The sequence below is a fragment of the Pseudomonas sp. Ant30-3 genome (assembly GCF_000690905.1).
Classification (GTDB): Bacteria; Pseudomonadota; Gammaproteobacteria; order Pseudomonadales; family Pseudomonadaceae; genus Aquipseudomonas.
Map to the genome: position 1 here is coordinate 1 of NZ_JMCL01000085.1, position 25,799 is coordinate 25,799.

At 58.7% G+C, this 25,799-nt stretch carries 25 protein-coding genes and 4 tRNA genes; 16 read left to right on the forward strand and 13 right to left on the reverse strand.

Annotated features, from left to right (window positions below):
* The first annotated feature begins 215 nt into the window (after positions 1 to 215).
* The gene (gene ispH / locus DU29_RS0120405; RefSeq protein WP_028623349.1) at positions 216 to 1,163 is read left to right on the forward strand and encodes a 4-hydroxy-3-methylbut-2-enyl diphosphate reductase; all 948 of its coding nucleotides are present in this window, start codon (positions 216 to 218) and stop codon (positions 1,161 to 1,163) included.
* Here the strand turns inward: ispH and DU29_RS0120410 are convergent.
* Positions 1,160 to 1,687: a GspH/FimT family pseudopilin gene (locus tag DU29_RS0120410; RefSeq protein ID WP_028623350.1), complete on the reverse strand. Its 528-nt coding sequence runs from the start codon at positions 1,685 to 1,687 to the stop codon at positions 1,160 to 1,162. The genes ispH and DU29_RS0120410 overlap by 4 nt on opposite strands.
* A gap of 130 nt (positions 1,688 to 1,817) precedes the next feature.
* Between DU29_RS0120410 and DU29_RS0120415 the strand changes: the two genes are divergently transcribed.
* The 7 genes from DU29_RS0120415 to thiO are packed head-to-tail and all read left to right on the forward strand — an operon-like array spanning position 1,818 to position 8,610.
* Entirely contained in the window at positions 1,818 to 2,291 is a 474-nt protein-coding gene (locus DU29_RS0120415) for a GspH/FimT family pseudopilin (RefSeq protein WP_028623351.1), read from the forward strand.
* Positions 2,288 to 2,737 carry a type IV pilus modification protein PilV gene (pilV, locus tag DU29_RS0120420; protein ID WP_028623352.1) on the forward strand — a complete coding sequence of 150 codons (450 nt, stop codon included), beginning with the start codon at positions 2,288 to 2,290 and terminating at the stop codon, positions 2,735 to 2,737. The genes DU29_RS0120415 and pilV overlap by 4 nt, the downstream gene beginning before the upstream one ends.
* Positions 2,734 to 3,447, forward strand: a complete 714-nt coding sequence (locus DU29_RS0120425; protein ID WP_028623353.1) for a PilW family protein — start codon at positions 2,734 to 2,736, stop codon at positions 3,445 to 3,447. Before pilV ends, DU29_RS0120425 begins: the two co-directional genes overlap by 4 nt.
* Positions 3,448 to 3,458: 11 nt before the next feature.
* The gene (locus DU29_RS0120430) at positions 3,459 to 3,923 is read left to right on the forward strand and encodes a pilus assembly PilX family protein (protein WP_028623354.1); all 465 of its coding nucleotides are present in this window, start codon (positions 3,459 to 3,461) and stop codon (positions 3,921 to 3,923) included.
* Entirely contained in the window at positions 3,910 to 7,032 is a 3,123-nt protein-coding gene (locus tag DU29_RS0120435; protein ID WP_028623355.1) for a pilus assembly protein, read from the forward strand. Before DU29_RS0120430 ends, DU29_RS0120435 begins: the two co-directional genes overlap by 14 nt.
* A gap of 13 nt (positions 7,033 to 7,045) precedes the next feature.
* Positions 7,046 to 7,456 (forward strand): type IV pilin protein, encoded by a 411-nt coding sequence (locus DU29_RS0120440; protein WP_028623356.1) that lies wholly within the window; start codon positions 7,046 to 7,048, stop codon positions 7,454 to 7,456.
* 53 nt (positions 7,457 to 7,509) lie between these two features.
* Positions 7,510 to 8,610: a glycine oxidase ThiO gene (gene thiO, locus DU29_RS0120445; protein WP_028623357.1), complete on the forward strand. Its 1,101-nt coding sequence runs from the start codon at positions 7,510 to 7,512 to the stop codon at positions 8,608 to 8,610.
* A 72-nt stretch (positions 8,611 to 8,682) separates the two neighbouring features.
* On the opposite strand, the gene DU29_RS0120450 is transcribed toward thiO, so the two are convergent.
* From DU29_RS0120450 to DU29_RS0120460, 4 genes are all read right to left on the reverse strand, one after another.
* Complete coding sequence (locus DU29_RS0120450) at positions 8,683 to 10,020, reverse strand: sigma-54-dependent transcriptional regulator (protein WP_028623358.1); 1,338 nt, start codon at positions 10,018 to 10,020, stop codon at positions 8,683 to 8,685.
* On the reverse strand, positions 10,017 to 11,606 hold the full coding sequence (locus tag DU29_RS0120455) for a sensor histidine kinase (RefSeq protein WP_028623359.1): 1,590 nt from the start codon (positions 11,604 to 11,606) through the stop codon (positions 10,017 to 10,019). The genes DU29_RS0120450 and DU29_RS0120455 overlap by 4 nt, the downstream gene beginning before the upstream one ends.
* Complete coding sequence (locus DU29_RS1000000131695; RefSeq protein ID WP_081832523.1) at positions 11,596 to 11,829, reverse strand: PP0621 family protein; 234 nt, start codon at positions 11,827 to 11,829, stop codon at positions 11,596 to 11,598. The genes DU29_RS0120455 and DU29_RS1000000131695 overlap by 11 nt, the downstream gene beginning before the upstream one ends.
* 137 nt (positions 11,830 to 11,966) lie before the next feature.
* Positions 11,967 to 12,989 carry an outer membrane protein assembly factor BamD gene (locus tag DU29_RS0120460; RefSeq protein WP_028623360.1) on the reverse strand — a complete coding sequence of 341 codons (1,023 nt, stop codon included), beginning with the start codon at positions 12,987 to 12,989 and terminating at the stop codon, positions 11,967 to 11,969.
* 151 nt (positions 12,990 to 13,140) lie between these two features.
* On the opposite strand from DU29_RS0120460, the gene rluD reads away from it, so the two are divergent.
* From rluD to DU29_RS0120495, 7 genes are all read left to right on the forward strand, one after another.
* Positions 13,141 to 14,103 carry a 23S rRNA pseudouridine(1911/1915/1917) synthase RluD gene (gene rluD, locus DU29_RS0120465; protein ID WP_028623361.1) on the forward strand — a complete coding sequence of 321 codons (963 nt, stop codon included), beginning with the start codon at positions 13,141 to 13,143 and terminating at the stop codon, positions 14,101 to 14,103.
* Positions 14,100 to 14,825, forward strand: coding sequence for a peptidoglycan editing factor PgeF (gene pgeF, locus DU29_RS0120470; RefSeq protein WP_028623362.1), 726 nt, complete (start codon positions 14,100 to 14,102; stop codon positions 14,823 to 14,825). Before rluD ends, pgeF begins: the two co-directional genes overlap by 4 nt.
* Before the next feature lie 130 nt (positions 14,826 to 14,955).
* Positions 14,956 to 17,520 carry an ATP-dependent chaperone ClpB gene (gene clpB, locus DU29_RS0120475; RefSeq protein ID WP_028623363.1) on the forward strand — a complete coding sequence of 855 codons (2,565 nt, stop codon included), beginning with the start codon at positions 14,956 to 14,958 and terminating at the stop codon, positions 17,518 to 17,520.
* A 316-nt stretch (positions 17,521 to 17,836) separates the two neighbouring features.
* Positions 17,837 to 17,912 (forward strand) — tRNA-Asn (locus tag DU29_RS0120480).
* Positions 17,913 to 17,921: 9 nt separating this feature from the next.
* Positions 17,922 to 17,998 (forward strand) — tRNA-Pro (locus tag DU29_RS0120485).
* Positions 17,999 to 18,003: 5 nt separating this feature from the next.
* Positions 18,004 to 18,079 (forward strand) — tRNA-Lys (locus DU29_RS0120490).
* Between the two features lie 95 nt (positions 18,080 to 18,174).
* Positions 18,175 to 18,251 (forward strand) — tRNA-Pro (locus DU29_RS0120495).
* A 148-nt stretch (positions 18,252 to 18,399) separates the two neighbouring features.
* Here DU29_RS0120495 and DU29_RS0120500 read toward each other — a convergent pair.
* The 8 genes from DU29_RS0120500 to DU29_RS0120535 form a co-directional block, all read right to left on the reverse strand.
* The gene (locus DU29_RS0120500) at positions 18,400 to 18,813 is read right to left on the reverse strand and encodes an HvfA family oxazolone/thioamide-modified RiPP metallophore (RefSeq protein ID WP_028623364.1); all 414 of its coding nucleotides are present in this window, start codon (positions 18,811 to 18,813) and stop codon (positions 18,400 to 18,402) included.
* A 312-nt stretch (positions 18,814 to 19,125) separates the two neighbouring features.
* Positions 19,126 to 20,424, reverse strand: a complete 1,299-nt coding sequence (locus tag DU29_RS0120505) for an NAD(P)/FAD-dependent oxidoreductase (RefSeq protein ID WP_028623365.1) — start codon at positions 20,422 to 20,424, stop codon at positions 19,126 to 19,128.
* 60 nt (positions 20,425 to 20,484) lie between these two features.
* The gene (locus DU29_RS01000000130270) at positions 20,485 to 20,658 is read right to left on the reverse strand and encodes a DUF3094 domain-containing protein (protein ID WP_033050735.1); all 174 of its coding nucleotides are present in this window, start codon (positions 20,656 to 20,658) and stop codon (positions 20,485 to 20,487) included.
* Between the two features lie 52 nt (positions 20,659 to 20,710).
* Entirely contained in the window at positions 20,711 to 21,238 is a 528-nt protein-coding gene (locus DU29_RS0120515) for an MOSC domain-containing protein (protein ID WP_028623366.1), read from the reverse strand.
* Positions 21,235 to 21,861 carry a DUF1780 domain-containing protein gene (locus DU29_RS0120520; protein ID WP_028623367.1) on the reverse strand — a complete coding sequence of 209 codons (627 nt, stop codon included), beginning with the start codon at positions 21,859 to 21,861 and terminating at the stop codon, positions 21,235 to 21,237. The genes DU29_RS0120515 and DU29_RS0120520 overlap by 4 nt, the downstream gene beginning before the upstream one ends.
* Before the next feature lie 45 nt (positions 21,862 to 21,906).
* Positions 21,907 to 23,190, reverse strand: coding sequence for a C4-dicarboxylate TRAP transporter large permease protein DctM (gene dctM, locus DU29_RS0120525; protein WP_028623368.1), 1,284 nt, complete (start codon positions 23,188 to 23,190; stop codon positions 21,907 to 21,909).
* Positions 23,187 to 23,819, reverse strand: coding sequence for a TRAP transporter small permease (locus DU29_RS0120530; RefSeq protein WP_028623369.1), 633 nt, complete (start codon positions 23,817 to 23,819; stop codon positions 23,187 to 23,189). The genes dctM and DU29_RS0120530 overlap by 4 nt, the downstream gene beginning before the upstream one ends.
* Positions 23,820 to 23,890: 71 nt before the next feature.
* Positions 23,891 to 24,886 carry a TRAP transporter substrate-binding protein gene (locus DU29_RS0120535; protein ID WP_028623370.1) on the reverse strand — a complete coding sequence of 332 codons (996 nt, stop codon included), beginning with the start codon at positions 24,884 to 24,886 and terminating at the stop codon, positions 23,891 to 23,893.
* A 212-nt stretch (positions 24,887 to 25,098) separates the two neighbouring features.
* Between DU29_RS0120535 and DU29_RS0120540 the strand changes: the two genes are divergently transcribed.
* Positions 25,099 to 25,788, forward strand: coding sequence for an energy-coupling factor ABC transporter permease (locus tag DU29_RS0120540; protein WP_028623371.1), 690 nt, complete (start codon positions 25,099 to 25,101; stop codon positions 25,786 to 25,788).
* Positions 25,789 to 25,799: the final 11 nt, after the last annotated feature.

Here is a 25,799-nt window from a genome sequence, read left to right on the forward strand (position 1 = left end):
GCGAGGGGGCTTGCCCCCGTTGGGGTGCGAAGCGCCCCCGAAACCAGACACCGCGATCTCGAATGAGAACGTTGCTGACCGGTTTTACGATTGCTTCGCAACCGAACGGGGGCAAGCCCCCTCGCCACATGAGCCCAGTGCCACAAAAGGCTCGCTGCCACAGTACGTTTTTCAATGTTTCCGCTATTTCTTGCGCGCAAGACACGAGGCACAGCATGCAAATCAAACTCGCCAATCCCCGTGGCTTCTGCGCCGGTGTGGACCGGGCGATCGAAATCGTCAACCGCGCTCTGGAAGTCTTCGGGCCGCCGATCTATGTGCGCCACGAAGTGGTCCACAACAAATTCGTCGTCGAAGACCTGCGCGCTCGCGGTGCGATCTTCGTTGAAGAACTGGAGCAGGTGCCGGACGACGTCATCGTGATCTTCAGTGCCCACGGCGTTTCCCAGGCGGTGCGCACCGAAGCCGCCGGGCGTGGCCTGAAGGTGTTCGACGCAACTTGCCCGCTGGTGACCAAGGTCCATATCGAAGTCGCACGGTACAGCCGCGACGGCCGTGAATGCATCCTCATCGGCCACGCCGGCCATCCGGAAGTCGAAGGCACCATGGGCCAGTACGATGGCAGCAATGGTGGCGCTATTTATCTGGTCGAAGACGAAAAAGACGTTGCCTCGTTGCAGGTGGTTAATCCCGAGAAACTGGCTTTCGTGACCCAGACGACTTTGTCGATGGACGATACCAGCCGCGTTATCGACGCCTTGCGTACACGTTTCCCGGCCATCGGCGGCCCGCGCAAGGACGACATCTGCTACGCCACGCAAAACCGTCAGGATGCGGTAAAGCAACTGGCTGACGAATGCGACGTGGTGCTGGTGGTCGGCAGCCCGAACAGCTCCAACTCCAATCGCCTGCGTGAGCTGGCCGAACGCATGGCCACCCCGGCTTACCTGATCGATGGCGCCGAAGACCTGCAAAAGAGCTGGTTCGACGGTGTCGAGCGGATCGGCATCACCGCTGGTGCCTCCGCCCCGGAAGTGCTGGTGCGCGGCGTGATTCAGCAGTTACAGGCGTGGGGTGCGACTGGCGCTGACGAGTTGGACGGACGTGAAGAGAACATCACGTTCTCCATGCCCAAGGAGCTGCGCGTGCGGTCGCTGCTTTAAGTCTTCTCCGTCTGGCACCGGGCCTGCTCAGCCTCTTTGTTGAACAGCCTGGTCCGACCGGACGGTGACAGTACTATCTGAAGCCTGCTCACCGGCTCAACGCTGTCGCAGAAATGCAGCGTCCCGCCCTGAAATTCGCCGTGTGGCATATAAGGTTCACCCAGGCTGGTGAAGCGAATGTAATGTTTTACCCACTTGTTGCCGATAACCTTTACGCGATCGCTGTTTGCGTGCTCGGCTATCACAGGATTATCGCTGTCGTCCGGACCATTTCCAGTAATGTCCAGTATGATTCGCCAACCCTGACTCCAGTCACCATTGATGCCGTAAATCATCGCGACTTCATTGCGCGAGATGGCGAGGGTTCTGGCGGTGCGTATCCCGCTGATGATCGACTGCGCTGCTTCATCGCGGTGGGTCGATTGTGTCAATGCGGCAAAGGCTGGGCTTACCAGTAGCAGAACAATCCCGGCAATCATCAGTCCCATAAGCAGTTCGATCAGGCCGAAGCCTCGCTGGTGCATGTCATGTCCTCCTTGAGTGACTGCGGCCCACGCAATCCTTGCGTGAGTCATGGCAAAACTACGTTACATCTGTCGGTCGTATGTTTTAGCGTGTAGAAGCAGGTATAGCCGACGGCAGCGGAGGGCACCGATGGATCTTCGTACAAAAGGTTTCACGCTGATCGAGTTGCTGGTCGCGCTCGCGGTGTTCCTGATCCTGATCACAATGGCAGTGCCGGCTTTTACCCGTTCGGTGCAATCGACCAAGGCCGACACCGAAATCGGTGACCTGCAACGTGCCTTGAATTACGCCCGGCTGGAGGCGATTGATCGCGGGATCACCACCCGTGTGCGTCCCACGAACGCTGGCGGCGCCTGGACCGGTGAAATTTCGGTCTACGACGGTACTGGCGATCAGCCGAAAGTATTGCGTGTTGTTCCCGCGATGAGCAGCGGAGCCGCTCTGACGCTACCCTTGGGAGTGACCGCCATCGACTTCAATAATCTGGGCGGTTTGTCGGCACCGGCCATGCCGGTGGTGATCGACTATGTGCTGGGGGCGCAAAGCAGAAGGCTTAATGTGTGTCTGAACGGGCGAATTCTATTGGGCGGAAACTGCGGATGAGGGGACGGAGCAAGGTGGCTCAGGAGGGCACGACGCTGATCGAAGTACTGGTCGCGCTGTTGATTCTGACCGTGGGTTTGCTGGGTGCGGCGGCGTTTCAGCTCAATGCGCTGAAGTACACCGATAGCTCGCGGATGACCAGTCAGGCGAGCTTCATCGCTTATGACATGATGGACCGCATTCGCGCGAACTCGGGAGCCGATTACACCGGCACGCCGCCTACGGCCCCCAACCTGAGCGTCGCCCGGGATCAGGACCTTTACGACTTCACTACCAACATCGTGGATTCTTTGGGCGCGACCGCGACCGGCAGCGTCAAGCTCGATAAGCGCGACTACACGATCACCATCACTTGGGACGACTCAAGAGCGGCGAATGTCGCCGATACCCGGCGCAGTTTTGTCCTTGTCAGTCGCGCCAGCATTGATCCGGTGGCGACACCATGAACCACACGAGCAAAGGTTTCGGCCTGATCGAATTGCTGATTGCGTTGGTGTTGAGCCTGGTGGTGGTGCTTGGCGTGGCACAGATATTCATTTCGGCCAAGAACACGTTCGTGAGCCAGAACACAGCGGCGAACATGCAGGAAGATGCGCGGTTCGTCCTGAGCAAAATGATTCAGGAAATTCGTATGGTCGGCATGTTTGGTTGCCTTGGCACGATTACAGACGTAAGTAAGGGAGCCAGTTTTTATCCCAGTCAACTCGCGCCGATCAGTTGGGACAATGCCACCGCGAAGCTGACGCTGGTGACGGCTGATGTCGGGGCCGGCGGTGGTGCGCCGACCTGGACCGTGATTTCCAACTGCCGAAATGTGGCCACTGCTTACTCCGACGCGCGCATTCCCGCAGCGGGTGAGCAGGCCTTCCCGATTCGCCGTCTGATTTACACCCTCAAGGACAAGCAGCTGACCATGGGCGTTGGCACTGGAAACCCGAATCAATACGTACTGGTGGATAACGTCAGGGACTTCAAAGTGAGTTTCGGTCTGGCCAGTTCTGCAACTGATGATTCCGCTTCCAGCTACAGCCTCAACCCGACCGACGCGGCACGAATCCGCAGCGTACGGCTGACGCTGATCCTCAGTGATCCGGACGAGCGCGTCCGGGATCAGACCTTCAACGTGGTTGCCGCTTTGCGCAACCGCCTGCCATGAAGGGCGCACTGATGAACACGTCTCCTGAGTCCCAGCGCGGTATGGCGTTGCTGGTCAGCCTGGTATTTTTGCTGTTGCTGACACTGATCGGTGTTTCGTCGATGCAGAACGCCAACCTGCAGGAAAAAATGGCCAGCAGCGTGACGCTGCGCAATCAGTCTTTTCAGATCGCCGAAGCGGCGTTGCGCATCGGCGAGAGCGCTGTTCAGGCGGAAACCTATACCTTGGCGCCGTGTGCAGGCGTTCAGTGTCTGCCGCCAAAAGATGCATTGACTCTGACCACCGCAGGCACCTGGTCGGGAGTCACATGGGTCGCAGCCGGTAAAGGTTTTTACGGGGTGCAAAATATCGGCACCACCCTGGACGCCGTGAATGTGCCCAGCGGCACCTCGGCGACGCTTTATCGGGTCACGGCAGTGGCAATCGTTGGCGACAACGTTCGTAGTGTGGTGGAGAGCGTCTATGCCAAGTTCTGAAAAGCGCGCCGGGTTATGGCAGTTGTTGTGCGGCGGGCTGTTGGGGTTGTACCTCGCGGCACCGGCCTATGCCTTTACGCCGTCGGATTCGCCGTTGTTGAGTGCGGCGGCTGTTCCGCCGAATGTGATGTTGTTGATCGATGACTCGGGCAGCATGAATAACATCATCTGGGACCCGCTTTTCAAACCGGCAACCAACTACCCGCAAATCGCTTATTGCAACTCCAACACGTCATGTGATGGTGGTTTTAATCTGGACATGACCGATACCAATGTCCAGTTGTCCACCCTCAACCGCGGAGGTTGCTCGACCAACACGACCAATGGCCGATGGTATGGCTTCTATCGTGGTTCCAGATTGTCATCAGTTTGTCTCAAACTTCCGGACCCGGCTCGCAATGAGACCACGCGGTACACAGCCAACTACCTGTCTTATCTGTTGAGCAAGGCCGGCGGTGCGGATACAGATTTTACGAACGGTGCAATCCCCGATGAAGTCCGCCTCACCGTTGCGCGGGATGTTTCAAAAAGTCTGGTCACCAGTAACCGTTCGTTGCGGATAGGCCTGGCAACGTTCAATCCGCCAGCGAGCGGCAACTCGGGGCCCGGTGGCTATATTGCCCGCGCCATCAGTGATCTGTCTCCCGTCGGCAGCGTTACCCAGGCCACTGCGAACACCAACTACAACAACCTGATCAGCTCGATCAATGGTCTGGGCGCGGTCGCGAACACGCCTCTGGCAGAGGCCTATTACGAAATTACCCGTTACATGCGCGGACTAGCGCCGTACTACAACTCGTCACCGAGTACCTACACCAGCCCCATCCAATACCGCTGCCAGAAAAACTATGGCGTAGTGATCACCGACGGCTTGCCGACGTTTGACCGGACATTCCCGAACAATGATCCGCAGGCCATCGCCCAAGGTGGCCCCAGGCTGCCCAACTGGGATGGCAAAGGCAACGATGGCGACAACCCGCTCGGTGGCGATGGCGAAGGGGATTCGCTGTTTCTGGATGACATTGCCAAGTTTGCCTTCGACATCGACATGCGCAGTACCGGCGATGACGCTACCGGCAAAAGCTGGAACAGCGGAGATTTCCCCGTACAGAATATGAACACGTACACCGTAGGTTTCACGGCGGCTAACCAGATGTTGTCGGACGCTGCGAGTTACGGGCAGGGTCGTTATTACCAGGCAACAGACAGTGCCGGGCTGAACGCGGCCCTATCGGCGGCGCTGCGCGACATCACCTCCAAGTCCGGCTCTGGCGGAACCGGTGCCAGCAGTGGGTCCATCGTCGGCGTCGGGTCCTCGTATTACCAGACCAGCTACGATCCCAAGGATTGGCGCGGCACCATCAAATCCTATGGGTTCACCGCCACGGGGGCGGTCAACACTTCGACAGTTCTCTGGACCACGGACACGACGGTCGTGCCCGCGGCCACCGTGCCCATCTACCAATCGTGGAACAGCGCCAGCAACAAGCCAGTTACTCTGGCTTTCAATAATTTTGCACCGGCTCAACAAGCCTTGCTCAGTCAGAACCTGCCCCTGGGCATTACTGGCAACGATTTGGTGGAGTGGAGCAAAGGCACCAACAAAACCGGGTTGAAAGTCCGAACCGTGTTGCTCGGCGACATCATCAACTCGCCGCTGGTCCTCGCTTCGCCTTCCGAACAGACAGCCGCTGATCTGGTGGCCGATACCTCATACAGCGCCTTTCTGGCCACAAAAGCCGCCAACATGAGCACCAGCCTGGTGGTTAATGCCAATGATGGTTTCGTCAGCGTCCTCAATGCGAGTGATGGCACTCGACGCTACGCCTATATGCCCACCAACGTGCTGCCGTCTTTGCACTATATTGCCGAGCCTTCCTACGCCAATGGTGTTGGCCACAAATTCCTGGTCGACGGTCAGCTCGGTGTTTTCGATGTCCAGTCTGGGAGTGCCTGGAAAACCGTGGCAGTCGGTGGGACGGGCGCGGGCGGCAAGACTTTTTATGCGTTGCAGTTGTTTGACGCAGCAGCCGGTAACGTGAATCGAGCTTTGTGGGAAATCAGCGCGCCGGCCTCATCCATCCCCGCTAACGTTTTTAATGATTTGGGTTATGCCTACGCCCGGCCGGAAGTGGCACGGCTGGCCGATGGTCGTTGGGCGGCCTTCATCTCGAATGGCTACGGCAGCAATTCCGGAGTGGCGGCGCTTTACGTGGTGGATATCCGCGACGGATCGCTGATCAAGAAAATCGTCGTCAACAGCGCGGACACCAACAATGGTCTGTCTTCGGTCAAGCTCAGGGTCAACTCGCAGAATGTGGTTCAGGCGGCTTACGGCGGAGACCTGAAGGGCCAGTTATGGAAATTCAACCTGAGCGGCATCTCGACCGACACTTGGGGCGTCGCGTTTTCCGGCAAGCCGTTATTCACCACCGCAGGAGGCGCATCCCAGCCTATCACCGCGCAACCGCTGCTTGCGGACAACTCACTGGGCGGCAAATTCGTGTTTTTCGGTACCGGCAAATTTAACGAGACCGTCGACAAAACCAACAAGGACCTTCAGGCGTTCTATGCGGTGTGGGACGCCGAAGGTGGCTCAGGACAGATCACCACGGCCAATCTGCAACTCCAGTCGGTGACCGGGGTAGTCTCGGGCAGTACGGGGCAGTTCATCACCACCAGCCAGAATGAAGTTTCTTACCCGGCGAAAAAAGGCTGGTATCTGCCTCTGGCGTACAACAACGTATTGACGGGTGAGCGAGTGATCAATCAAGCGGCGCTGGTGCTTGGCCGGATTGTTTTCACCACGGCTATCGTCGATACCACGGACCCCTGCGCCAGTTTTGGTACGGGCAAGTTGGTCGAACTGGATGCGTTCAACGGTAAGATGCTCAACTATGCAGTGCTCGATACCGGTAACGACGGCGTGGTCGACAGCTCGGACATGATCACCAGTGGCGTGGTCTTCTCCGGCGGGATTCCGATCCTCAACGCCATCGTCAACGGCGGGACGGGCAAGCTCGTGGGCGACACCAGTGCGACGGTGACCAAACTGACTGAAAAGGGCGGCGGCGGAAGCCGCCGCATCATGTGGCGACAAATACAGTAAGCGAGAGCTGAGCATGCGCAGAAACAACCGAGGCTTTACCCTGATCGAAATCCTGATCGTGGTGGCGATCATCGGCATCATCATCACCATCGGTTACCCCAGCCTCACTGAATACGTGAACAAGGGACGTCGGGCGGAAGTGGCGGGGCTGCTGTCCGAGCAGGCGCAGATCCTCGAACGCTTCTACTCGAACCAGGGCCAGGGCCGCTACAAGGATGCAACCGGGCTCAGCGCTGGAAATGATTTCTACACAATCGACAAATCCCTGGTGGTCGACCAGGCGTTTACGCTGATCGCAGTGCGTAGGCCTGATAAAGCCATGGCCGCAGACAAGTGCGGCGACTTCCGAATCAGCAACACCGGTGTCCGCGACATTATTAATGCCAAGGCAGGCGTCGTGGCCAAAGACTGCTGGGGTCGCTGAGTTTTTCTTGGGCGCCCTTTGCGCCCTGTCTATTTCCCGGTTGGATCAGAAACATGACCATGCAACAACAAGTGGTGATCGTCGGCGGTGGTGTAATCGGCCTGCTGACCGCATTCAACCTTGCCTCACATGTAACCAGCGTGGTGCTGCTGGATCGCGCGAATGTCGGCCAGGAATCGTCGTGGGCGGGCGGCGGTATCGTTTCACCGCTTTACCCGTGGCGTTACAGCCCGGCCGTTACCGCGTTGGCGCATTGGTCGCAGGACTTCTATCCACAGCTGGGCGAGCGTCTGTTTGCGGCGACCGGAGTTGATCCTGAAGTTCATACCACCGGGTTGTACTGGCTAGATCTGGATGACGAAGCCGATGCACTGGCATGGGCCAAACGGGAGAGTCGTCCGCTGCGGGCGGTGGACATTTCGGTGGTTCATGACGCGGTGCCGGTACTGGGCAGCGGACTCTCTCGCGCCATCTACATGGCTGACGTCGCCAATGTGCGTAATCCACGCTTGGTCAAATCGCTCAAGGCGGCGCTCCTGGCGCTGCCAAACGTGACGATTCACGAGCAGTGCGAGGTCAGCGGCTTCATCCGTGGAGGAGATAAAGTCATCGGAGTGCAAACCAGCACGGGCGACGTTCACGCAGAGCAGGTGGTTTTGACCGCAGGCGCCTGGAGCGGGGAGCTGCTCAAAAAGCTCGGGCTCGAGTTGCCGGTGGAGCCGGTAAAAGGCCAGATGATTTTGTACAAATGTGCAGCGGATTTCCTGCCGAGCATGGTGCTGGCCAAAGGTCGTTACGCCGTTCCTCGCCGCGACGGACACATCCTGATTGGCAGCACGCTGGAGCACGAAGGTTTCGACAAGACGCCCACCCATTCCGCGCTGGAAAGCCTGAAAGCCTCGGCAGTTGAACTGATCCCGGCATTGGCGGGCGCCGAGGTGGTGGGGCACTGGGCTGGCTTGCGTCCGGGATCGCCGGAGGGCATTCCTTACATTGGGCAAGTGCCGGGGTTCGAGGGGTTGTGGCTCAACTGCGGGCACTACCGAAATGGTCTGGTGTTGGCGCCAGCGTCGTGTCAGCTGTTTGCCGATGTGATGTTGGGGAGGGCGCCGATTATCGACCCGGTGCCGTATGCGCCAGGTGGGCGAATCTGACAGAAAAAGATCGCAGCCTGCGGCAGCTCCTACAGAGGGATGCGTGCTGCGAAGGCTGCGATATCTCGGGCCTCAATCCAGACCGAATTTTTTCAGCCGATAGCGCATGGACCTGAATGAAAGATTCAGCCGCTGCGCCGCTGCCGTGCGGTTCCAGCGGGTTTCTTCCAGTGCTTGCAGGATCAGTTTGCGTTCGACGTTATCGAGATAATCTTCCAGATTATCGACCCGCGTCAGGTCAGGCGGGCCGTTTTCAGCACTGCAATTGCCTTCCGCCAAGCGCAAATCGCTGGCTTCGATCTGCTGGTTTTCGCACAGCGTGTGAGCGCGCTCGAGCATGTTTTCCAGCTCTCGCACATTGCCCGGGAAGCGGTAGCATTTCAGCGCTTCAAGGGCTTGCGGCAGCAGGTTGGCGGGCGGTTGCCCGCTGGCCGCTGCCAGGCGCTTGAGCACATGAGCGGCCAGCGACTCGATGTCGTCGCGGCGCTCACGCAACGAGGGCACGCGTAGCTCGATCACGTTGAGCCGATAATACAAGTCCTGGCGAAAACGACCGGCTGCGACTTCCGCATCAAGATCTTTGTGTGTAGCGCAGAGGATGCGCACATCGACCACGGTTTCATTCTGGCCGCCAACGCTGCGAACGGCTTTTTCCTGAATTGCCCGCAGCAGTTTGACTTGCATGGCCAACGGCAAATCCGCCACTTCATCGAGAAACAGCGTTCCGCCTTGAGCGGCCTGAAACAGACCGGGCTTGTCTTCGGTGGCGCCGCTGAAGCTGCCTTTGCGATGACCGAAAAATTCGCTTTCCATCAGTTCTGACGGGATCGCCCCGCAATTGACTGGAACAAACGGCTGAGTAGCGCGCGGTCCTTGATCGTGAATCAGGCGGGCGACCAGCTCTTTGCCGCTGCCGGACTCCCCGCTGATGTACACAGGGGCCTGGCTGCGGGCGAGTTTGTCGATTTGTTTGCGCAGGTTGCGCATGGGCACCGAGTCACCGAGCAAGCGACGATCGGTGACCATGCCGGGTGCCGGCATGCGCAGGGCGCTGCTGACCAATTCGCGCAGACGCGTGAGGTCCACCGGTTTGGTCAGGAAATCAAAAGCGCCGGCCTTGAGCGCATTGATCGCCGTTTCCAGGTTGCCATAGGCGGTGATCATGGCCACCGGCAGTTGCGGGTAGCGCTGCTGGATGTGCTGCACCAGCTCAAGGCCCGTGCCGTCGGGCAGACGCATGTCGGTCAGGCACAGGTCGAAGGTCTCGCGCTTGAGCAGGGCATGGGCTTCAGCAAGGTTGCAGGCGCTGAACGTCTCGAGTTTCATCCGTCCCAGAGTGATTTCCAAGAGTTCGCGGATGTCCGGTTCGTCGTCGACGATGAGGACTTTTTGCTGTGGGCTTATATTCAACTTTGTTTCCGTCCGTGAGCAAAAGTGATGCGAAAGCAACCGCCGCCTTGGCGTGGCATAAAGTCTAGGCGCGCCTGATTGCTTTCGCACAGCTCACGGGACAGATAAAGCCCAAGCCCCGTGCCTTGAGCACTGGTGGTGAAAAACGGTTCGAACAGATGCGCTTGCTGTTCCGGGGCGACGCCTGCGCCGTCGTCCAGAATCTCAATGATGGGTAACTGGCTGGCGGGGTCAACGAACAGATCCAGCCAGACTTGCGCCTGATCGTGCTCTTGAGCGCTGTGACGCCAGGCATTGCGCACCAGATTGTCGAGAATCTGCGTCAACTGGTTCGGGTCCATCAAGGTTCGCAGGTCTCCTGAGCCGATGTGCAGATGAATTTGCTGTCGATCGATTGCGCCTTCGCGCGTTTCCGCGACGAATTGCTCTAGCCACGGCCTCAGATCAAGCCGTTGCGGCTCGGTTTGCTGGCGGCGAGACAATTGCAGAACGTTTTCGATAACCCGGTTCATCCGTTGTGAATGGTCCTGAATGATCTGCGTGAGACGGCGATCGGCGCTGTTCAGTTCCTCCGATTCGCGCAACAGTTGCGCCGCGTGACTGATGGCACCCAGCGGGTTGCGGATCTCATGAGCGATGCCGGCGGTCAGTCGGCCAAGGCCGGCCAGCTTCAGTTGCTGAGCGTGTTGCGCAATCTGCGCGATGTCCTCCAGAAACACCAGCGTCTGCGGCGCAAGGCTGTGGTCGAGGGCAATGAAACTGGGCTGTAGCTCGACCCCGTTAGAGGCGATCTTCACGGTTTGGGGACGCAGGGTCGGGTTGTTGCGCCACAGCTGCAGGCGTTCGACCAGCTCGGGTGAACAGTCCTCCAGCCGTTGGCCTTCAAGGTGGCCGCTGCCCAGTAACAACAGGGCGCTTTGATTGGCCAGTTGCACCCGTCGCTGATCGTCGAGCACCAGGATGCCGGTGCGCATACGCTGCAAAATCAACGCGTTCAGCGCCTCCAGCCCCATGACTTCACTGGCCCGCTGTTCAGCCAGGCTTTCGCTGACCTCCAGTCGCCGGACGAGCCCTTGCACCAGCAACGCGGCGGCGAAACACAATGCGCCAAGCGTGCCAACCTGCAGGTAATCGTTGGGGCTGGCGGCATGGCTCAGACTCAGCAGAAAGCTCAGCCCGACAATGCCGAGCGCACCGATGGCCGCAATCAGCAAACCTATTCGGCTGCGCAGCAGGGCATTGCTGATCGCTACGGAGACGATCAGCAGATTGCCCAAGGCGCTGGCAACGCCGCCGGCCGCATAAAACAGGGCGCACAACAGCAGAACGTCGACCAGCGCGAGGCTGAACAGCTGCGTCGGACGGCGGGTCTTCTCGAAGAAAACCACCAACACAATATTCAGGATCAGATAAAGCCAGCTGCCAGCGCGCAACAAATCGTCGTTGGCGGACGCCAGCAACTGGTTGTCCATGTCGGTGGAAATCAGCAGCACCAGAATGATGCCGACACTTAAACGGTACAGGTGATAAAGACGCAGCAGTCGCTGCGCCTGTTTGTCGCCAAGACTGAGTCCCTCAGCGATCACTGGAGCCCGGGCCTTGCTCAAGGTGAGCCTGGCTGCAATACCACTGTTGTTGAACGCTCAGCGCGCGATCACGGGGCAGGTGCACACCGCAATGAGCGCAACGGACCATCGGCGCCGCGTCTTTCTCCGCGGTGGATCGGGGGCTGGAGTTTGATCCCTTGAATTTGCGCCATAACCATATCGCAGCGGCAATCAGGGCGATCCAGAACAATAAACGAAGCATGGTGAGCTGCTTTATGACGAGTGATTCCGCAGTTTAGCCAAGGACATCCCCAGCGCACAGCTCAATCATTCGCCGATAAAAAACCGGCAATAAAAAAGGAGCCTCGCAAGGCTCCTTTTTTGGCATAACCCGGTGTGTCAGTCGAACACGCCGAACGTCATGTAGCTGAACCACGAGCGGTCGCTGTTGTTGGCTTCCGACTCTTGTTCCTCTTCTTCCAGCACGTCGCCGTTTTCATCGCGCGGCTTGAGTTCGCTAGGAATGGCGTCCTTGGCGTCCTGGAATTGCTTCTGCACGTCCTGGTTGGCGCGGGTTTCACCCGGCGGCAGCGGTGGACGCGATTCGATCAGGCCCAATGTTGCCTTGCTCAACCATGACCGGTTGTCAGCCTCGTCCCGCGAAGGCACGAACTGACCGTCCTGCAGGCTCGGGTGATCCGGGTAGTTCAGCTTCAGGGTTTCCAGGCTGGTGGCCGCCAGTTCGTCCAGGTGCAGACGCTGGTAGGACTCGGTCATCACTGCCAGGCCGTCACCGACCGCAGGGGTTTCCTGGAAGTTTTCCACCACGTAACGGCCACGGTTCGCAGCGGCGACATAGGCCTGACGAGTCAGGTAATAGTCGGCGACGTGAATTTCGTAAGCCGCCAGCAGGTTGCGCAAATAAATCATGCGCTGCTTGGCGTCCGGCGAGTAGCGGCTGTTCGGGAAGCGGCTGGTCAGCTGCGCGAACTCGTTATAAGAGTCGCGAGCAGCGCCCGGGTCACGCTTGGTCATGTCCAGCGGCAGGAAACGCGACAGCAGGCCGACGTCCTGGTCGAAAGACGTCAGACCCTTGAGGTAATACGCGTAATCCACGTTCGGATGCTGAGGGTGCAAACGAATGAAACGCTCGGCGGCAGACTTCGCAGCCTCAGGCTCGGCGTTCTTATAGTTGGCGTAGATGAGCTCGAGTTGAGCCTGATCAGCGTAGCGCCCGAACGGATAACGCGACTCCAGCGCCTTCAGCTTGGCTGTGGCGGCGGTGTAGCTGTTGTTGTCCAGATCGCGCTGAGCCTGCTGGTACAGCTCGACCTCGCTCAGGTTTTCGTCGACGACTTCCTTCGATGAGCAAGCAGCGGTCAATGCGAGGATGGCGATCAGCAGCAGGTGTTTCACTTGCATGGCGGCTTGCGTCCCTATGACGGCCGCTGTCTTGGGCGGGGCCGTCCTGTTATGATGAGCGCCCCGTTGAATAGCCTCGGGGCAAAAGACGCCGTATTTAACCACAAGCGCGCAGCCGAAACCAAAGGCTGTGCCGACGCCTAGTCTGAGCATGTCCGATAAAATTGAACTTCGCGCAGAGGTGCCGTCCGAATTGGGCGGCCAACGCCTCGATCAAGTCGCCGCACAATTATTCGCTGAGCACTCGCGCTCGCGCCTTTCCGCCTGGATCAAAGACGGCCGCCTGACTGTGGATGGGGCGGTTATCCGCCCGCGAGACATCGTCCACGGTGGCGCCATTCTTGAGCTGACTGCCGAGCAGGAAGCTCAGGGTGAATGGATCGCTCAGGACATCGAGCTGGATATCGTCTATGAAGATGACGACATCCTGGTGATCAACAAACCGGCGGGTCTGGTGGTTCACCCGGCTGCCGGTCACGCCGATGGCACCTTGCTCAACGCCTTGCTGCACCACGTGCCGGATATCGTCAATGTGCCCCGCGCCGGGATCGTGCATCGTCTGGACAAGGACACCACCGGTCTGATGGTGGTGGCCAAGACCATTCAGGCGCAGACGCAGCTGGTTACACAGTTGCAGAGCCGCAGCGTCAGTCGCATCTACGAGTGCATCGTCATCGGCGTAGTGACGGCGGGCGGCAAGATCAACGCGCCGATCGGTCGTCACGGCCAGCAACGCCAGCGCATGGCGGTGATGGAAGGCGGCAAGCAAGCCGTCAGCCACTACCGCGTGCTCGAACGTTTCCGCTCCCACACACACGTGCGGGTAAAACTGGAAACGGGGCGGACGCACCAGATTCGTGTGCACATGTCTCACATCAACTTCCCGTTGGTCGGAGACCCTGCCTACGGCGGTCGTTTCCGCATTCCGCCGGCGGCCAGTGTGACCATGGTCGAATCGTTGAAGGCGTTCCCGCGTCAGGCACTGCACGCGCGGTTCCTGGAGCTGGATCACCCGACGACCGGTAAGCGCATGAGCTGGGAATCGCCACTTCCGGACGATTTTGTCTGGTTGTTGACCCTGCTCAAGCAAGATCGCGAGGCGTTCATCGGATGATTGACTGGCTGATTCCCGACTGGCCTGCGCCTGCCGGGGTGAAAGCCTGTGTGACCACCCGTGCGGGCGGCGTCAGTCTGGCGCCGTTCGATAGCCTCAACCTTGGCGATCACGTCGACGACAACCCGCAAGCGGTTGCAGAAAATCGCCGTCGCCTCACCGATCATTTTGCCATCCAGCCAGCCTGGTTGAAGCAGGTCCACGGGATCGCTGTGGCACACGCGGACCCCGGTGGCGTGGCCACTGCCGATGCCTGCTGGACGGCGACACCCGGTATTGCCTGCACGGCAATGACTGCCGACTGCCTGCCTGCTTTGTTCTGCGACCGTGCAGGCACTCGCGTAGCAGCGGCTCATGCCGGCTGGCGCGGACTGGCAGCTGGTGTGCTCGAAGCCACCCTCGACTCGCTCGCCGTTGCGCCTGAAGAAATTCTGGTCTGGCTCGGTCCAGCCATTGGCCCAAAAGCCTTTGAAGTCGGCCCGGAAGTACGCGAGACCTTTGTCGAGCAGCTGCCGCAAGCTGCCAGAGCCTTCACGCCCAGCCACAATGACGGCAAATTCATGGCCGACATCTATGAGCTGGCGCGTTTACGTCTGGCCGCTCGCGGTGTCACTGCGGTTTATGGCGGCGGTTTCTGCACCGTGACCGATCCGCGCTTCTTTTCCTACCGACGCGCGCCACGCACGGGCCGGTTTGCCTCCCTCGTTTGGCTGGAACGCTAGACTTCCCTGATCTGCATCAACTGATCGACGCTTGAAACTCCCAGAATCGACCACATCTACAGTGGTATCTGGCAGGTTTCTTCATTCAGGATGTTTTATAGGTCCGGCCTGCTCAAAAGGAAGGTGACCCATGCGTATAGATCGTTTAACCAGCAAATTGCAGTTAGCTCTATCCGACGCCCAATCTCTGGCTGTCGGCCTCGACCATCCCGGCATTGAGCCGGCGCACCTGATGCAAGCCATGCTTGAACAGCAGGGTGGTTCGATCAAACCTCTGTTGATGCAAGTGGGTTTCGACGTCAACAGCTTGCGTAAAGAGCTGACCAAAGAACTCGACCAACTGCCGAAAATCCAGAACCCCACCGGCGACGTGAACATGGCGCAGGACCTGGCGCGTCTGCTCAATCAGGCCGACCGTCTGGCTCAACAGAAGGGCGACCAGTTCATTTCCAGCGAGCTGGTGTTGCTCGCCGCGATGGACGAAAACAGCAAGATCGGCAAACTGTTGCTCGGCCAGGGCGTCAGCAAAAAAGCTCTGGAAAATGCAATCAACAACCTGCGTGGCGGCGAGGCGGTCAATGACGCCAACCACGAAGAGTCGCGCCAGGCGCTGGACAAGTACACCGTCGACCTGACCAAGCGCGCCGAAGAAGGCAAGCTTGATCCGGTAATCGGCCGTGACGACGAAATTCGCCGGACCATTCAAGTGCTGCAACGCCGCACCAAGAACAACCCGGTGCTGATCGGTGAGCCTGGCGTCGGTAAAACCGCGATCGCCGAAGGTCTGGCGCAGCGCATCATCAACGGTGAAGTGCCGGACGGCCTTAAAGGCAAGCGGCTGTTGTCGCTGGACATGGGCGCGCTGATTGCCGGCGCCAAGTACCGTGGCGAGTTCGAAGAACGCCTGAAATCCCTGCTCAACGAACTGTCGAAGCAGGAAGGGCAGATCATCCTGTTCATCGACGAACTGCATACCATGGTCGGCGCCGGTAAAGGCGAAGGCTCGATGGACGCGGGCAACATGCTCAAGCCGGCACTAGCCCGTGGTGAGCTGCACTGCGTCGGCGCAACCACGCTGAACGAGTACCGCCAATATATAGAGAAGGACGCCGCACTCGAGCGTCGCTTCCAGAAAGTATTGGTGGAAGAGCCGAGTGAAGAAGACACCATCGCCATTCTGCGTGGCCTGAAAGAGCGCTATGAAGTTCACCACAAAGTGGCGATCACCGATGGCGCAATCATCGCGGCGGCCAAGCTCAGTCATCGCTACATCACTGACCGCCAGCTGCCGGACAAAGCTATCGACCTGATTGATGAGGCGGCCAGCCGCATCCGCATGGAGATCGACTCCAAGCCGGAAGTGCTCGACCGTCTGGAGCGCCGTCTGATCCAGCTGAAAGTGGAATCCCAGGCGCTGAAGAAAGAAAGCGATGACGCCGCGAAGAAACGTCTGGAAAAACTCCAGGAAGAAATCGCCCGTCTCGAACGTGAGTATTCGGACCTGGAAGAAATCTGGAACTCGGAAAAAGCCGAAGTCCAAGGCTCAGCCCAGATCCAGCAAAAGATCGAACAGTCCCGTCAGGAGCTGGAAGCCGCGCGCCGCAAAGGCGACCTGAACCGCATGGCCGAGTTGCAGTACGGGGTGATCCCGGATCTGGAACGCAGCCTGCAGATGGTCGACCAGCACGGCAAAAGCGAGAATCAGTTGCTGCGCAGCAAGGTGACCGAGGAAGAGATCGCTGAAGTTGTGTCGAAGTGGACCGGCATCCCCGTGTCGAAAATGCTCGAGGGCGAGCGCGACAAGCTGATGAAGATGGAAAGCCTGTTGCACAAGCGAGTCATCGGTCAGGACGAAGCGGTGATTGCGGTTTCCAACGCAGTGCGACGTTCGCGGGCCGGCTTGTCCGACCCTAATCGTCCGAGCGGTTCGTTCATGTTCCTCGGCCCGACCGGTGTCGGTAAAACCGAGCTGTGCAAGGCGCTGGCCGAGTTCCTCTTTGATACTGAAGAGGCGATGGTGCGGATCGACATGTCCGAGTTCATGGAGAAACATTCCGTGGCTCGTTTGATCGGTGCGCCACCAGGCTACGTGGGCTATGAGGAGGGCGGTTACCTGACTGAGGCGGTGCGTCGCAAGCCTTATTCGGTGATCCTGCTGGATGAGGTCGAGAAGGCCCACCCGGATGTTTTCAACATCTTGCTGCAGGTGTTGGAAGATGGCCGGCTGACCGATAGTCATGGTCGTACGGTGGATTTCAAGAATACCGTGATTGTCATGACCTCCAACCTGGGTTCGGCGCAGATACAGGAACTGGTCGGTGATCGCGAGGCGCAGCGTGCGGCAGTGATGGATGCGATTTCCATGCACTTCCGGCCTGAGTTCATCAACCGGGTCGACGAAGTGGTGATCTTCGAGCCATTGGCGCGGGATCAGATCGCGGGCATCACCGAGATCCAGTTGGGTCGCCTGCGCAGTCGCCTGACCGAGCGGGAGTTGAAACTGGAGCTTAGCCCGGAGGCGATGGACAAGTTGATCGCCGTCGGTTACGACCCGGTCTACGGTGCCCGGCCACTGAAACGAGCAATCCAGCGCTGGATCGAAAACCCGCTGGCGCAGCTGATTCTGTCGGGGCATTTCATGCCCGGCGACACGGCAAAAGGTGTGGTGGAAAACGACGAAATCGTTTTCGTCTGATCCACGTTGGCTGGAAAACCCGGGAGGCCCCGCAATGCGGGGCCTTTTTTTCGTCAGGTTGTTGAACTGAAAGGAAAAGGCTTGTAAAGTGCGCCCCGCAGTACGTCACCCGGAAGGGTTTTTGCTCCCCAAGCAGAAATCTGAAATAAGTTGCAAATCATTAACTTGAAAGCAATTTAAAGGGTTGACAGAGGTGCTTAAGATTGTAGAATAGCGCGCCTCAGACACACGAACGCAGCGATGCGAACGGGTCGAAGAGACGCAATAAAGCTTCAAACGTTGTAATTGAAATATCAGTAGCATTGAAATATGTAGTTCCGTGATAGCTCAGTCGGTAGAGCAAATGACTGTTAATCATTGGGTCCCAGGTTCGAGTCCTGGTCACGGAGCCAATTTCAAACCGGGGTATAGCGCAGTCCGGTAGCGCGCCTGCTTTGGGAGCAGGATGTCAGGAGTTCGAATCCCCTTACCCCGACCATTTTTGGGTCGTTAGCTCAGTTGGTAGAGCAGTTGGCTTTTAACCAATTGGTCGTAGGTTCGAATCCCACACGACCCACCATTTTTGAAACCAGTTAACGCTGGGATCAGATCTTAAGATCAGACGCCAAAAGCTCTGTTCGCAGAAGGCGCCTTTTAAAGGTGCCTTTTTTTTACCGGGGTATAGCGCAGTCCGGTAGCGCGCCTGCTTTGGGAGCAGGATGTCAGGAGTTCGAATCCCCTTACCCCGACCATATTAAAAATCCTCGTATCGAAAGATACGGGGATTTTTTTTGCCTGCCGCTCATGCGATGACGCTCGGCCATGGCAGGCCTGGGCTAATCGCTGACGCAAAAAAGCCGCGCTGCCGATCTTGGCAAGCGCGGCTGGATGCCTTATAGCTTAGGCGCCGTCTTGATCTTTCAAATGCTCGAACAGGCCTTTAGGCATTTTCTTGCCATTGGCTTCGAAGTTGGCCTTCACGTTGTCGTAGGCCTCTTGCTCATCAATGAAGCCGTCATGGTTGGTGTCGATCTTGGCGAAATCGGACTTTGGCGCGACTTTTTTGAATTCCGCGCGAGACACCTTGCCGTCGCCATCGGAGTCGGTTTTGGTCATCGACTCATCACCACACTTGCCTTCACCACACTTTCCTTCGCCGCATTTGCCTTCAGGGGTTTTGACCGCCTGTTCTGCCGACGCCAGCAGATAACCTTGAGACAAAGGCTGCGCGGCGAACACCGAGCCGGACAACATCATGCCGCCGGCCAGCACTGCGCCAAGCAAACCGATAGTGTTTTTAGGGGTACGGGACATTTACATTCTCCTGGGTTGCACGACACAACCATCGATAAAGGACGCCACGCAAGTGCGGCGATACCCGTAGCGGGCGGGTTGCCTTGCTCGGGTGTGGCCATTTAGCGTCAGTGGTGTATCGCTACTGTGTCGCGACAGGGGGAGTTTGTAAGCCAAGGGGTGAAACGGCGGGGGAGATACAGTGGGACACAGGAACCAGGTCCAAAGAAACCCGGTGTAGGAGCAAGCTTGCTCGCGATGCAGACAGCGCGGTCGTTCATGTGCACCGCGCCGATGCTATCGCGAGCAAGCTTGCTCCTACAGCAGGTGGCGTTAGTGCAACTTCAACCGAGGCTCGGTTCCGCGCCCGATTTTGCTGCCCAGCATCAACATCGCCGTACGAAATGCGCCGTACAACGCCATCTGGTGCATGCGGTACAGCGACACGTAAAACATTCGCGCCAGCCAGCCCTCGAGCATCACGCTGCCCGTCAGGTTGCCCATCAAGTTACCCACAGCCGAAAAGCGCGACAGCGAAATCAGCGAGCCGTAATCGGTGTATTTGTATTCCGGCAGCGCCTTGCCTTCGATGCGCAGTTTCAGCGATTTCGCCAGCAACGACGCCTGTTGATGCGCAGCCTGGGCCCTCGGCGGCACGTTGCGATCGGTGCCGGGTTGCGGGCAGGCCGCGCAATCGCCAAACGCGAAGATGTTCTCGTCGCGAGTGGTTTGCAGCGTCTGCAACACCTGCAGTTGATTGATGCGGTTGGTCTCCAGACCGTCGATGTCCTTGAGGAAATCCGGCGCGCGAATCCCCGCCGCCCAGACTTTCAGGCTGGCGTTGATCACTTTGCCATCGACGGTGATCAGGCTATCGGCCGTGACTTCGCTGACCGCTGCGTTGGTCATGACATTCACCCCGAGTTTCTCCAGGGTTTTATGCACAGGGCCGCCGATACGCTCCGGCAGGGCAGGCAATACCCGTGGTCCGGCTTCGATCAGGGTAATGTGCATGTTTTCCGGTTTGATCCGGTCCAGCCCGTACGCCGCCAGTTCATGCGCTGCGTTGTGCAGCTCGGCGGCCAGTTCGACACCGGTGGCACCGGCGCCCACGATGGCGACGCTGATCTGCTCGACCTTGTCGGTCTGCCCGGCATGGGCGCGCAGGTAATGATTGAGCAACTGCTGATGAAAACGCTCGGCCTGCTTGCGCGTGTCGAGGAACAGGCAATGCTGCGCCGCGCCTTGCGTGCCGAAATCATTGGTAGTGCTGCCGACCGCGATCACCAGCGAGTCGTAACCCACTTCACGTGCCGGTACCAGTTCCAGTCCGGCTTCGTCATAGGTGGCGGCCAGCTGGATTTTTTTCTGCGCGCGGTCAAGCCCGCTCATGCGCCCCAGCTGGAACTCGAAGTGGTTCCATTTCGCCTGGGCAACATAGTTGAGTTCGTCTTCGGAGGAGTTCAGAGAACCGGCCGCCACTTCGTGCAACAACGGTTTCCAGATGTGGGTCAGGTTCGCGTCGACCAGCATTACGCTGGCCGTACCGCGCTTGCCCAGAGTCTTACCCAGACGGGTAGCCAACTCCAGACCGCCGGCGCCGCCGCCAACGATGACAATACGATGAGTCATGGGGATATCTCGCAAGGCTAAAAGAAATCGGTGCAATTACCCGAGCGAGCGCTAAGCAGCTCATAGCGTCAGGTAACTGATAAATCGGCTTAACAGGCCTAAACCAATGGTCACTGCGACGACCAGCACCAGGAGCATCCACGGCCGGAAAGGCCGGCGCTCGACTTGGTGCTGCGCCAATTGCAGGTACTCTTCGACATGCTTCTGGTCGTCCGGGTTCAGGCGGCTGGTCATATTGGCCTCGTCAGGTAGACGTTACTGAATGTGAAGAAGCTACAGCGGGTTTTTATCGCACGTTGAACGGAGCATAGCCGGTGTCCGGAATCGGATCGACGCTCACTGCGTCTTCCAGGCGAATGATCCCGCTTTGTAACACTCGGGCCGTGATTCCACCATGGCCGCGCACAGCCTGAAAAGTCCCTGGGCCGAGGCTGTTCTGCAAACGCGCGCAGGGCTGACACCAACCGGTAGTTTCGAAAATCGCCTGGCCGATCCGGAAGCGCCGGCCCTTTAGGCTGAACAGATTGATGCCGCTGACGACGATGTTGCGGCGCAAGTCCGCAGGCGTCACCGGATGCTCATCGGCACGTCCCAGCAGCGAACTGATCACGGCCAGATGTTCCCACTGAATCAGCGTCACTTGCCGCGCATTGCGCACGCCGGGGCGCGCGCGATCACCGGTCAGGCCCGCTTCGAGGCGCGCTTCAACCGCGTCGAGTTCGATCATCGGCGCGTGCCGTTCCGGGCGTACACCGATCCAGCGAACACGACCTTGTTGCGGCACCTCGGCAATCAATTCCTGCAATGGCGTCACAGGCTGATCCCGACGTCGAAGACGATGCTGCGCCCCAAATTGCTGCGCAGGAAATCCGGCGCATCCGGGTGGGCGAACAACACACGGGCGAAGGTCGGACCGACCAGCGACAACGAGCGCCAGCCCTGGCGCAGGTATTCGGTGGGCGGCGGGAAATGACTGTTGAGGTCGAGCACTTCGCGCTTGAGACTGGCGAAGGCAATGATGTCCAGCTCACCGAGGTCCATACCGCGTTCTTTGTAGTTGTGAGCTTTTTTGCGCAAGGTCGGTGCCAGTCTCAAAAGGAATTCATTGGCAGGGATGCGTTTGGGTTTTGCTTCGCGGCGCACCAGCTGGCTGAGGGAAAACGCGCTGCGTCGACGTTGCAGTTCATCGCGCCACTCGTCATTGAGGCGCCGGCCTTCGTCGAGGACGAAGAACACTTCAAAACTGGCATCGCGAAACAGCACGTCCGGCGGCTCACCGGCGGGGGCGAATTCATCAACGCGGTAGGGAATGTTCAGCCCCTGCAAGAGACGCTGACACACCCACCGCTCCCGCTCCCATTTGCGGGCATTGGAAAGGAACGCGTTGGCTTGCTCGGCCGCAATGGTCAGCAGGCGTAAGTAATCTGAATCATCCATAGACCCAAGCTTAGCGTTCAAATGCGTCGTAATGGTAACGCTCCGTCACGTCATTCCAAGCCAGTTCGGCAGCGCCAGGGAAATCCACGGTACGTAGGTGATCAATATCAGGAACAGCAGCAGGATGATCAGCCATGGCATCGCCGCACGGATGGTGGCGCCCAGCGACATGCCGGTAACCGCCGACGTGACAAACAGGTTGAGCCCTACGGGGGGGGTTATCAGACCGATCTCCAGGTTGACCACCATGATGATGCCGAGGTGAATCGGATCGATCCCCAATTCCATGGCAATCGGAAACAGGATAGGCGCCAGGATCAGGATGATCGCCGACGGTTCCATGAATGCGCCCGCGATCAGCAACACAATGTTGACCACCAGCAGGAAAGTCACCGGTGTCAGGCCCGCGGCAATAACCCAGGCGGTGATTGTTTGCGGTATTTGCTCTGTGGTCAGCACATGGGCGAAGAGCATGGCGTTGGCGATGATGAACATCAGCATGATGCTCAGCTTGGCCGATTCCAGCAGCACTTTTGGTGTCTCGCGAAACGTCATGTCTTTGTAGACGAACAGGGCCACGAACGCCGAGTAAACCGCCGCCACGGCCGCTGCTTCGGTCGGCGTGAACATCCCGGAATAGATGCCGCCGAGGATGATCACCATCAGCAGCAGGCCCCAGATCGCCTTGCGCGCAGCCGTCAGCCATTCACGAATCGACGCCCGCGGCATGGCCGGCAGGTTTTTCCAGACCGCGACCACGTAGATGGCAACCATCAGAAATGTACCCAGCAGCAGCCCAGGCACCACGCCGGCCATGAACAGTTTACCGACAGAGGTTTCTGTCGCCGCCGCATACACCACCATCACGATGGAGGGCGGAATGAGAATGCCCAGCGTGCCGGCGTTGCAGACAATACCGGCGCCAAACGCCTGTGGATAACCGGAACGGACCATGCCTGCAATGGCGATCGAGCCCACCGCCGCCACGGTCGCGGGGCTAGAGCCGGACAGCGCGGCGAACAGCATGCACGCCAGCACGGCAGCGATGGCCAGACCACCTCGGATATGACCGACGCAGGCGTTGGCGAAGTCGATCAGGCGCCGCGCCACGCCGCCTGTGGTCATGAAGGCGCCGGCCAACAGGAAGAACGGGATCGCCAGCAGCGTGTAGTGCTCGGAGGTCTCGAACAGCTTGATGGCCAGCGAGCGTACGGAGTCGGGGCTGAACAACAGGATCGTCAACGAACCGGCCAAACCCAGCGATACAGCAATCGGCACGCCGATGAACATCAGCACGAACAGCGCCACAAAGAGGAAGAGAATGGTCATTTGCGGTCATCCTCATGCTCGGTAAGTTTCAGCACGTCTGCCGCTTCATCGGCCAGGCCCAGACCAGTCTGGCGATTCTGTACGATGCGCACGAAGATTTCGGCAAAGCGGATGAACACCAAGGCGAAACCCACCGGGACAATCAGCCCGATGTGCCATTGCATGATGCCGTAATGGCCCAGGTCTTCGGCGCCGATGCCGGCGATGAACAGGGTTTGAATCCATTCGAAACTCGCAACACTGAGCAGGCCCGCGTAGCCGAGGCAGCACAGGCAGGCAATGATACCGATGTAACGCTGCACCGGTTTGCTCGCCAGTTTCACCAGAGCGTCGACGCCGATGTGGCCCGCGGTGCGCACCCCGTACGACAAGCCGAAAAAGATCAGCCAGGCGAACAGGGCCTTGGTCATCGAAATACTCCAGGTCATCGCTTGCGCCATGCCCATGATGCTGTCGCCAATCGCGAACAGCGGTTCACTGGCGCTCGGCCACGAGTCGGCGAAGCTGTAAAAAACGCTGTAGAGGTTGTTCAGGATGACGTAAACGAAGGTCACCAGTGTCATCGCTGCCAGCAGGAAAACAATGAAGCCTTCTTCGAAATGTTCCCAGATGCGCCGCAAGGCATTCATGAGTGGCATCTCCCGATCGAGTGACGACTGTGAACGAGCGGCCGCCCGTTAAGGCGGCGCTCACGGGCAGATTACTGAGCCTGATTGGCGGCGTCGGCGGCCTTGATCAGGTCAGCGCCAATATCCGCTTCGAATTTCGACCACACCGGTTTCATCGCTTCACGCCATTTGCCGCGCTGCTCTGGAGTCAGCGTGATGATCTCGGTGGTTTTTGCAGTGAGGATGTTCTGCTTGGCGTCCTGGTTCAGCTTCTCGGCGTCCTTGTTAACCTGCGCCGTCACCTCGACGATGATCTTGTCCAGTTCGGTTTTCACATCCGCCGGCAGGCCGCTCCAGAACTTGGTGTTGGTGATCAGCATGTAGTCGAGCAAGCCGTGGTCGGTTTCGGTGATGAATTTCTGCACCTCGTGCATCTTCTGGCTGTAGATGTTCGAGTAAGGGTTTTCCGCGCCATTCACCACGCCTGTCTGCAAGCCTTGATACACCTCGGCGAAGCTCATTTTGCGCGGGTTGGCGCGCACGGCCTTGAACTGCTCTTCCAGCACGGCGGAGGCTTGTACGCGGAACTTCAGGCCTCGCGCATCGGCGGGTTCACGCAGTGCCTTGTTGGCCGACAATTGCTTCATGCCGTTGTGCCAATACGCCAGGCCCGTGATGTTCTTGCCTTCCATCGACTTCAGCAAATTCTGTCCGTCAGCACTGAGCTGAAAGCGATCCACTGCAGCGATGTCGTTAAACAGAAACGGCAGGTCGAACAGCTGCAGCTTCGGCGTGTATTGCTCGAATTTTGCCAGCGACGGCGCAATCAGTTGCACATCGCCTGACAGCAGCGCCTCCATTTCCTTGCCGTCACCGAACAACGAAGAGTTGGGGTACACATCGACCCGGACTTTGCCTGCCAGGCGTTCTTCCACGAGCTTCTTGAACATCAGCGCGCCCTGACCCTTGGGCGTTTGTTCGGCCACCACGTGGGAGAACTTGATGATGATCGGATCGGCTGCCAGCGACAGACCGGACGCCCCCAGCGCCAATACACAGACCGCTGCCTTGCAAAAAGACTTGAGCATTCACATGTTCCTCTTGTTGTTTTGTCGTGTCGTTTATTCCAAAACGCACGGTGGACAGAAAGAGTCTAGGCAATAAATCCATTTACGTCGGTGGGATGCGTTACTTAATGCCACCGGGAACCCCGGTGTAGACTGAGGGCGATCCTCAGGGGCACTCTGCTACCCGGGCGACCTCCCGGTAGTATTGGCCCAAGTGCCGGAGACCTGTAGCCATGATCGGCGCCGAATTGTTATCACCGCAGAGCCTCACAGTGGGTTGGCTGATCTATGCGCCGGTACTGCTGTGGGCAATCTGCCGTGTGCCGTGGGTTGAATTGTTCGCGGACAGCCGGCGCCAGCATCTGCTGTTCGGCACTGTGTTTGCGCTGTTCATGCTGTGGCTGGTGCGACGGGATTTCGATACCGGCGTGTCTTACCATTTTCTCGGCATGACGGCGGTGACGCTGCTGCTCGATTGGCCGCTGGCGATCGTCGGCGGGCTGATTGCGCAGGTGGGGCTAATCCTCCTGGGGCGCCAGGACCTGGCCGCAATGGGGGTGAATGGCGCGTTGCTGATTCTGCTGCCGGTGCTGGTGACCGAGTGCTGCGCGATTCTGGTGGAGCGCGCGCAGCCGCGAAATCCCTTTGTGTATATCTTCGTTTCGGGTTTCTTCGCGGCGGCGGTCTCGGCGTTGTTGTGCCTGCTGCTGGCCCTGTGGCTGCTGTGGTTCGACGGACGATTCGCCATGCCGTACTGGCTGGAGGATTTCGTCGGTTACCTGTGGTTGATCATTTTTCCGGAGGCGTTCATCAACGGGATGGTGGTCAGCGCGCTGGTGGTGTTCAGCCCTGAGTGGCTGGAGACTTTCAACCGCACGCGCTACCTGTCAGCGCCGTGGAAGGATGAAGAGCCGAAACCCTGATCAATGACGCG

Coding starts and splice junctions, on each gene's coding strand:
- DU29_RS0120415 (WP_028623351.1), top strand. CDS start 1,818: ATGGATCTTCGTACAAAAGGTTTCACGCTGATCGAGTTGCTGGTCGCG.
- DU29_RS0120425 (WP_028623353.1), top strand. CDS start 2,734: ATGAACCACACGAGCAAAGGTTTCGGCCTGATCGAATTGCTGATTGCG.
- dctM (WP_028623368.1), bottom strand. CDS start 23,190: ATGACCATTCTCTTCCTCTTTGTGGCGCTGTTCGTGCTGATGTTCATC.
- DU29_RS0120440 (WP_028623356.1), top strand. CDS start 7,046: ATGCGCAGAAACAACCGAGGCTTTACCCTGATCGAAATCCTGATCGTG.
- DU29_RS0120435 (WP_028623355.1), top strand. CDS start 3,910: ATGCCAAGTTCTGAAAAGCGCGCCGGGTTATGGCAGTTGTTGTGCGGC.
- DU29_RS0120520 (WP_028623367.1), bottom strand. CDS start 21,861: ATGGATGATTCAGATTACTTACGCCTGCTGACCATTGCGGCCGAGCAA.
- DU29_RS0120505 (WP_028623365.1), bottom strand. CDS start 20,424: ATGACTCATCGTATTGTCATCGTTGGCGGCGGCGCCGGCGGTCTGGAG.
- rluD (WP_028623361.1), top strand. CDS start 13,141: ATGTCCGATAAAATTGAACTTCGCGCAGAGGTGCCGTCCGAATTGGGC.
- DU29_RS0120410 (WP_028623350.1), bottom strand. CDS start 1,687: ATGCACCAGCGAGGCTTCGGCCTGATCGAACTGCTTATGGGACTGATG.
- ispH (WP_028623349.1), top strand. CDS start 216: ATGCAAATCAAACTCGCCAATCCCCGTGGCTTCTGCGCCGGTGTGGAC.
- DU29_RS0120460 (WP_028623360.1), bottom strand. CDS start 12,989: ATGCAAGTGAAACACCTGCTGCTGATCGCCATCCTCGCATTGACCGCT.
- thiO (WP_028623357.1), top strand. CDS start 7,510: ATGACCATGCAACAACAAGTGGTGATCGTCGGCGGTGGTGTAATCGGC.
- DU29_RS0120540 (WP_028623371.1), top strand. CDS start 25,099: ATGATCGGCGCCGAATTGTTATCACCGCAGAGCCTCACAGTGGGTTGG.
- DU29_RS1000000131695 (WP_081832523.1), bottom strand. CDS start 11,829: ATGCTTCGTTTATTGTTCTGGATCGCCCTGATTGCCGCTGCGATATGG.
- DU29_RS0120535 (WP_028623370.1), bottom strand. CDS start 24,886: ATGCTCAAGTCTTTTTGCAAGGCAGCGGTCTGTGTATTGGCGCTGGGG.
- DU29_RS0120500 (WP_028623364.1), bottom strand. CDS start 18,813: ATGTCCCGTACCCCTAAAAACACTATCGGTTTGCTTGGCGCAGTGCTG.
- clpB (WP_028623363.1), top strand. CDS start 14,956: ATGCGTATAGATCGTTTAACCAGCAAATTGCAGTTAGCTCTATCCGAC.
- DU29_RS01000000130270 (WP_033050735.1), bottom strand. CDS start 20,658: ATGACCAGCCGCCTGAACCCGGACGACCAGAAGCATGTCGAAGAGTAC.
- pilV (WP_028623352.1), top strand. CDS start 2,288: ATGAGGGGACGGAGCAAGGTGGCTCAGGAGGGCACGACGCTGATCGAA.
- DU29_RS0120430 (WP_028623354.1), top strand. CDS start 3,459: ATGAACACGTCTCCTGAGTCCCAGCGCGGTATGGCGTTGCTGGTCAGC.
- pgeF (WP_028623362.1), top strand. CDS start 14,100: ATGATTGACTGGCTGATTCCCGACTGGCCTGCGCCTGCCGGGGTGAAA.
- DU29_RS0120530 (WP_028623369.1), bottom strand. CDS start 23,819: ATGAATGCCTTGCGGCGCATCTGGGAACATTTCGAAGAAGGCTTCATT.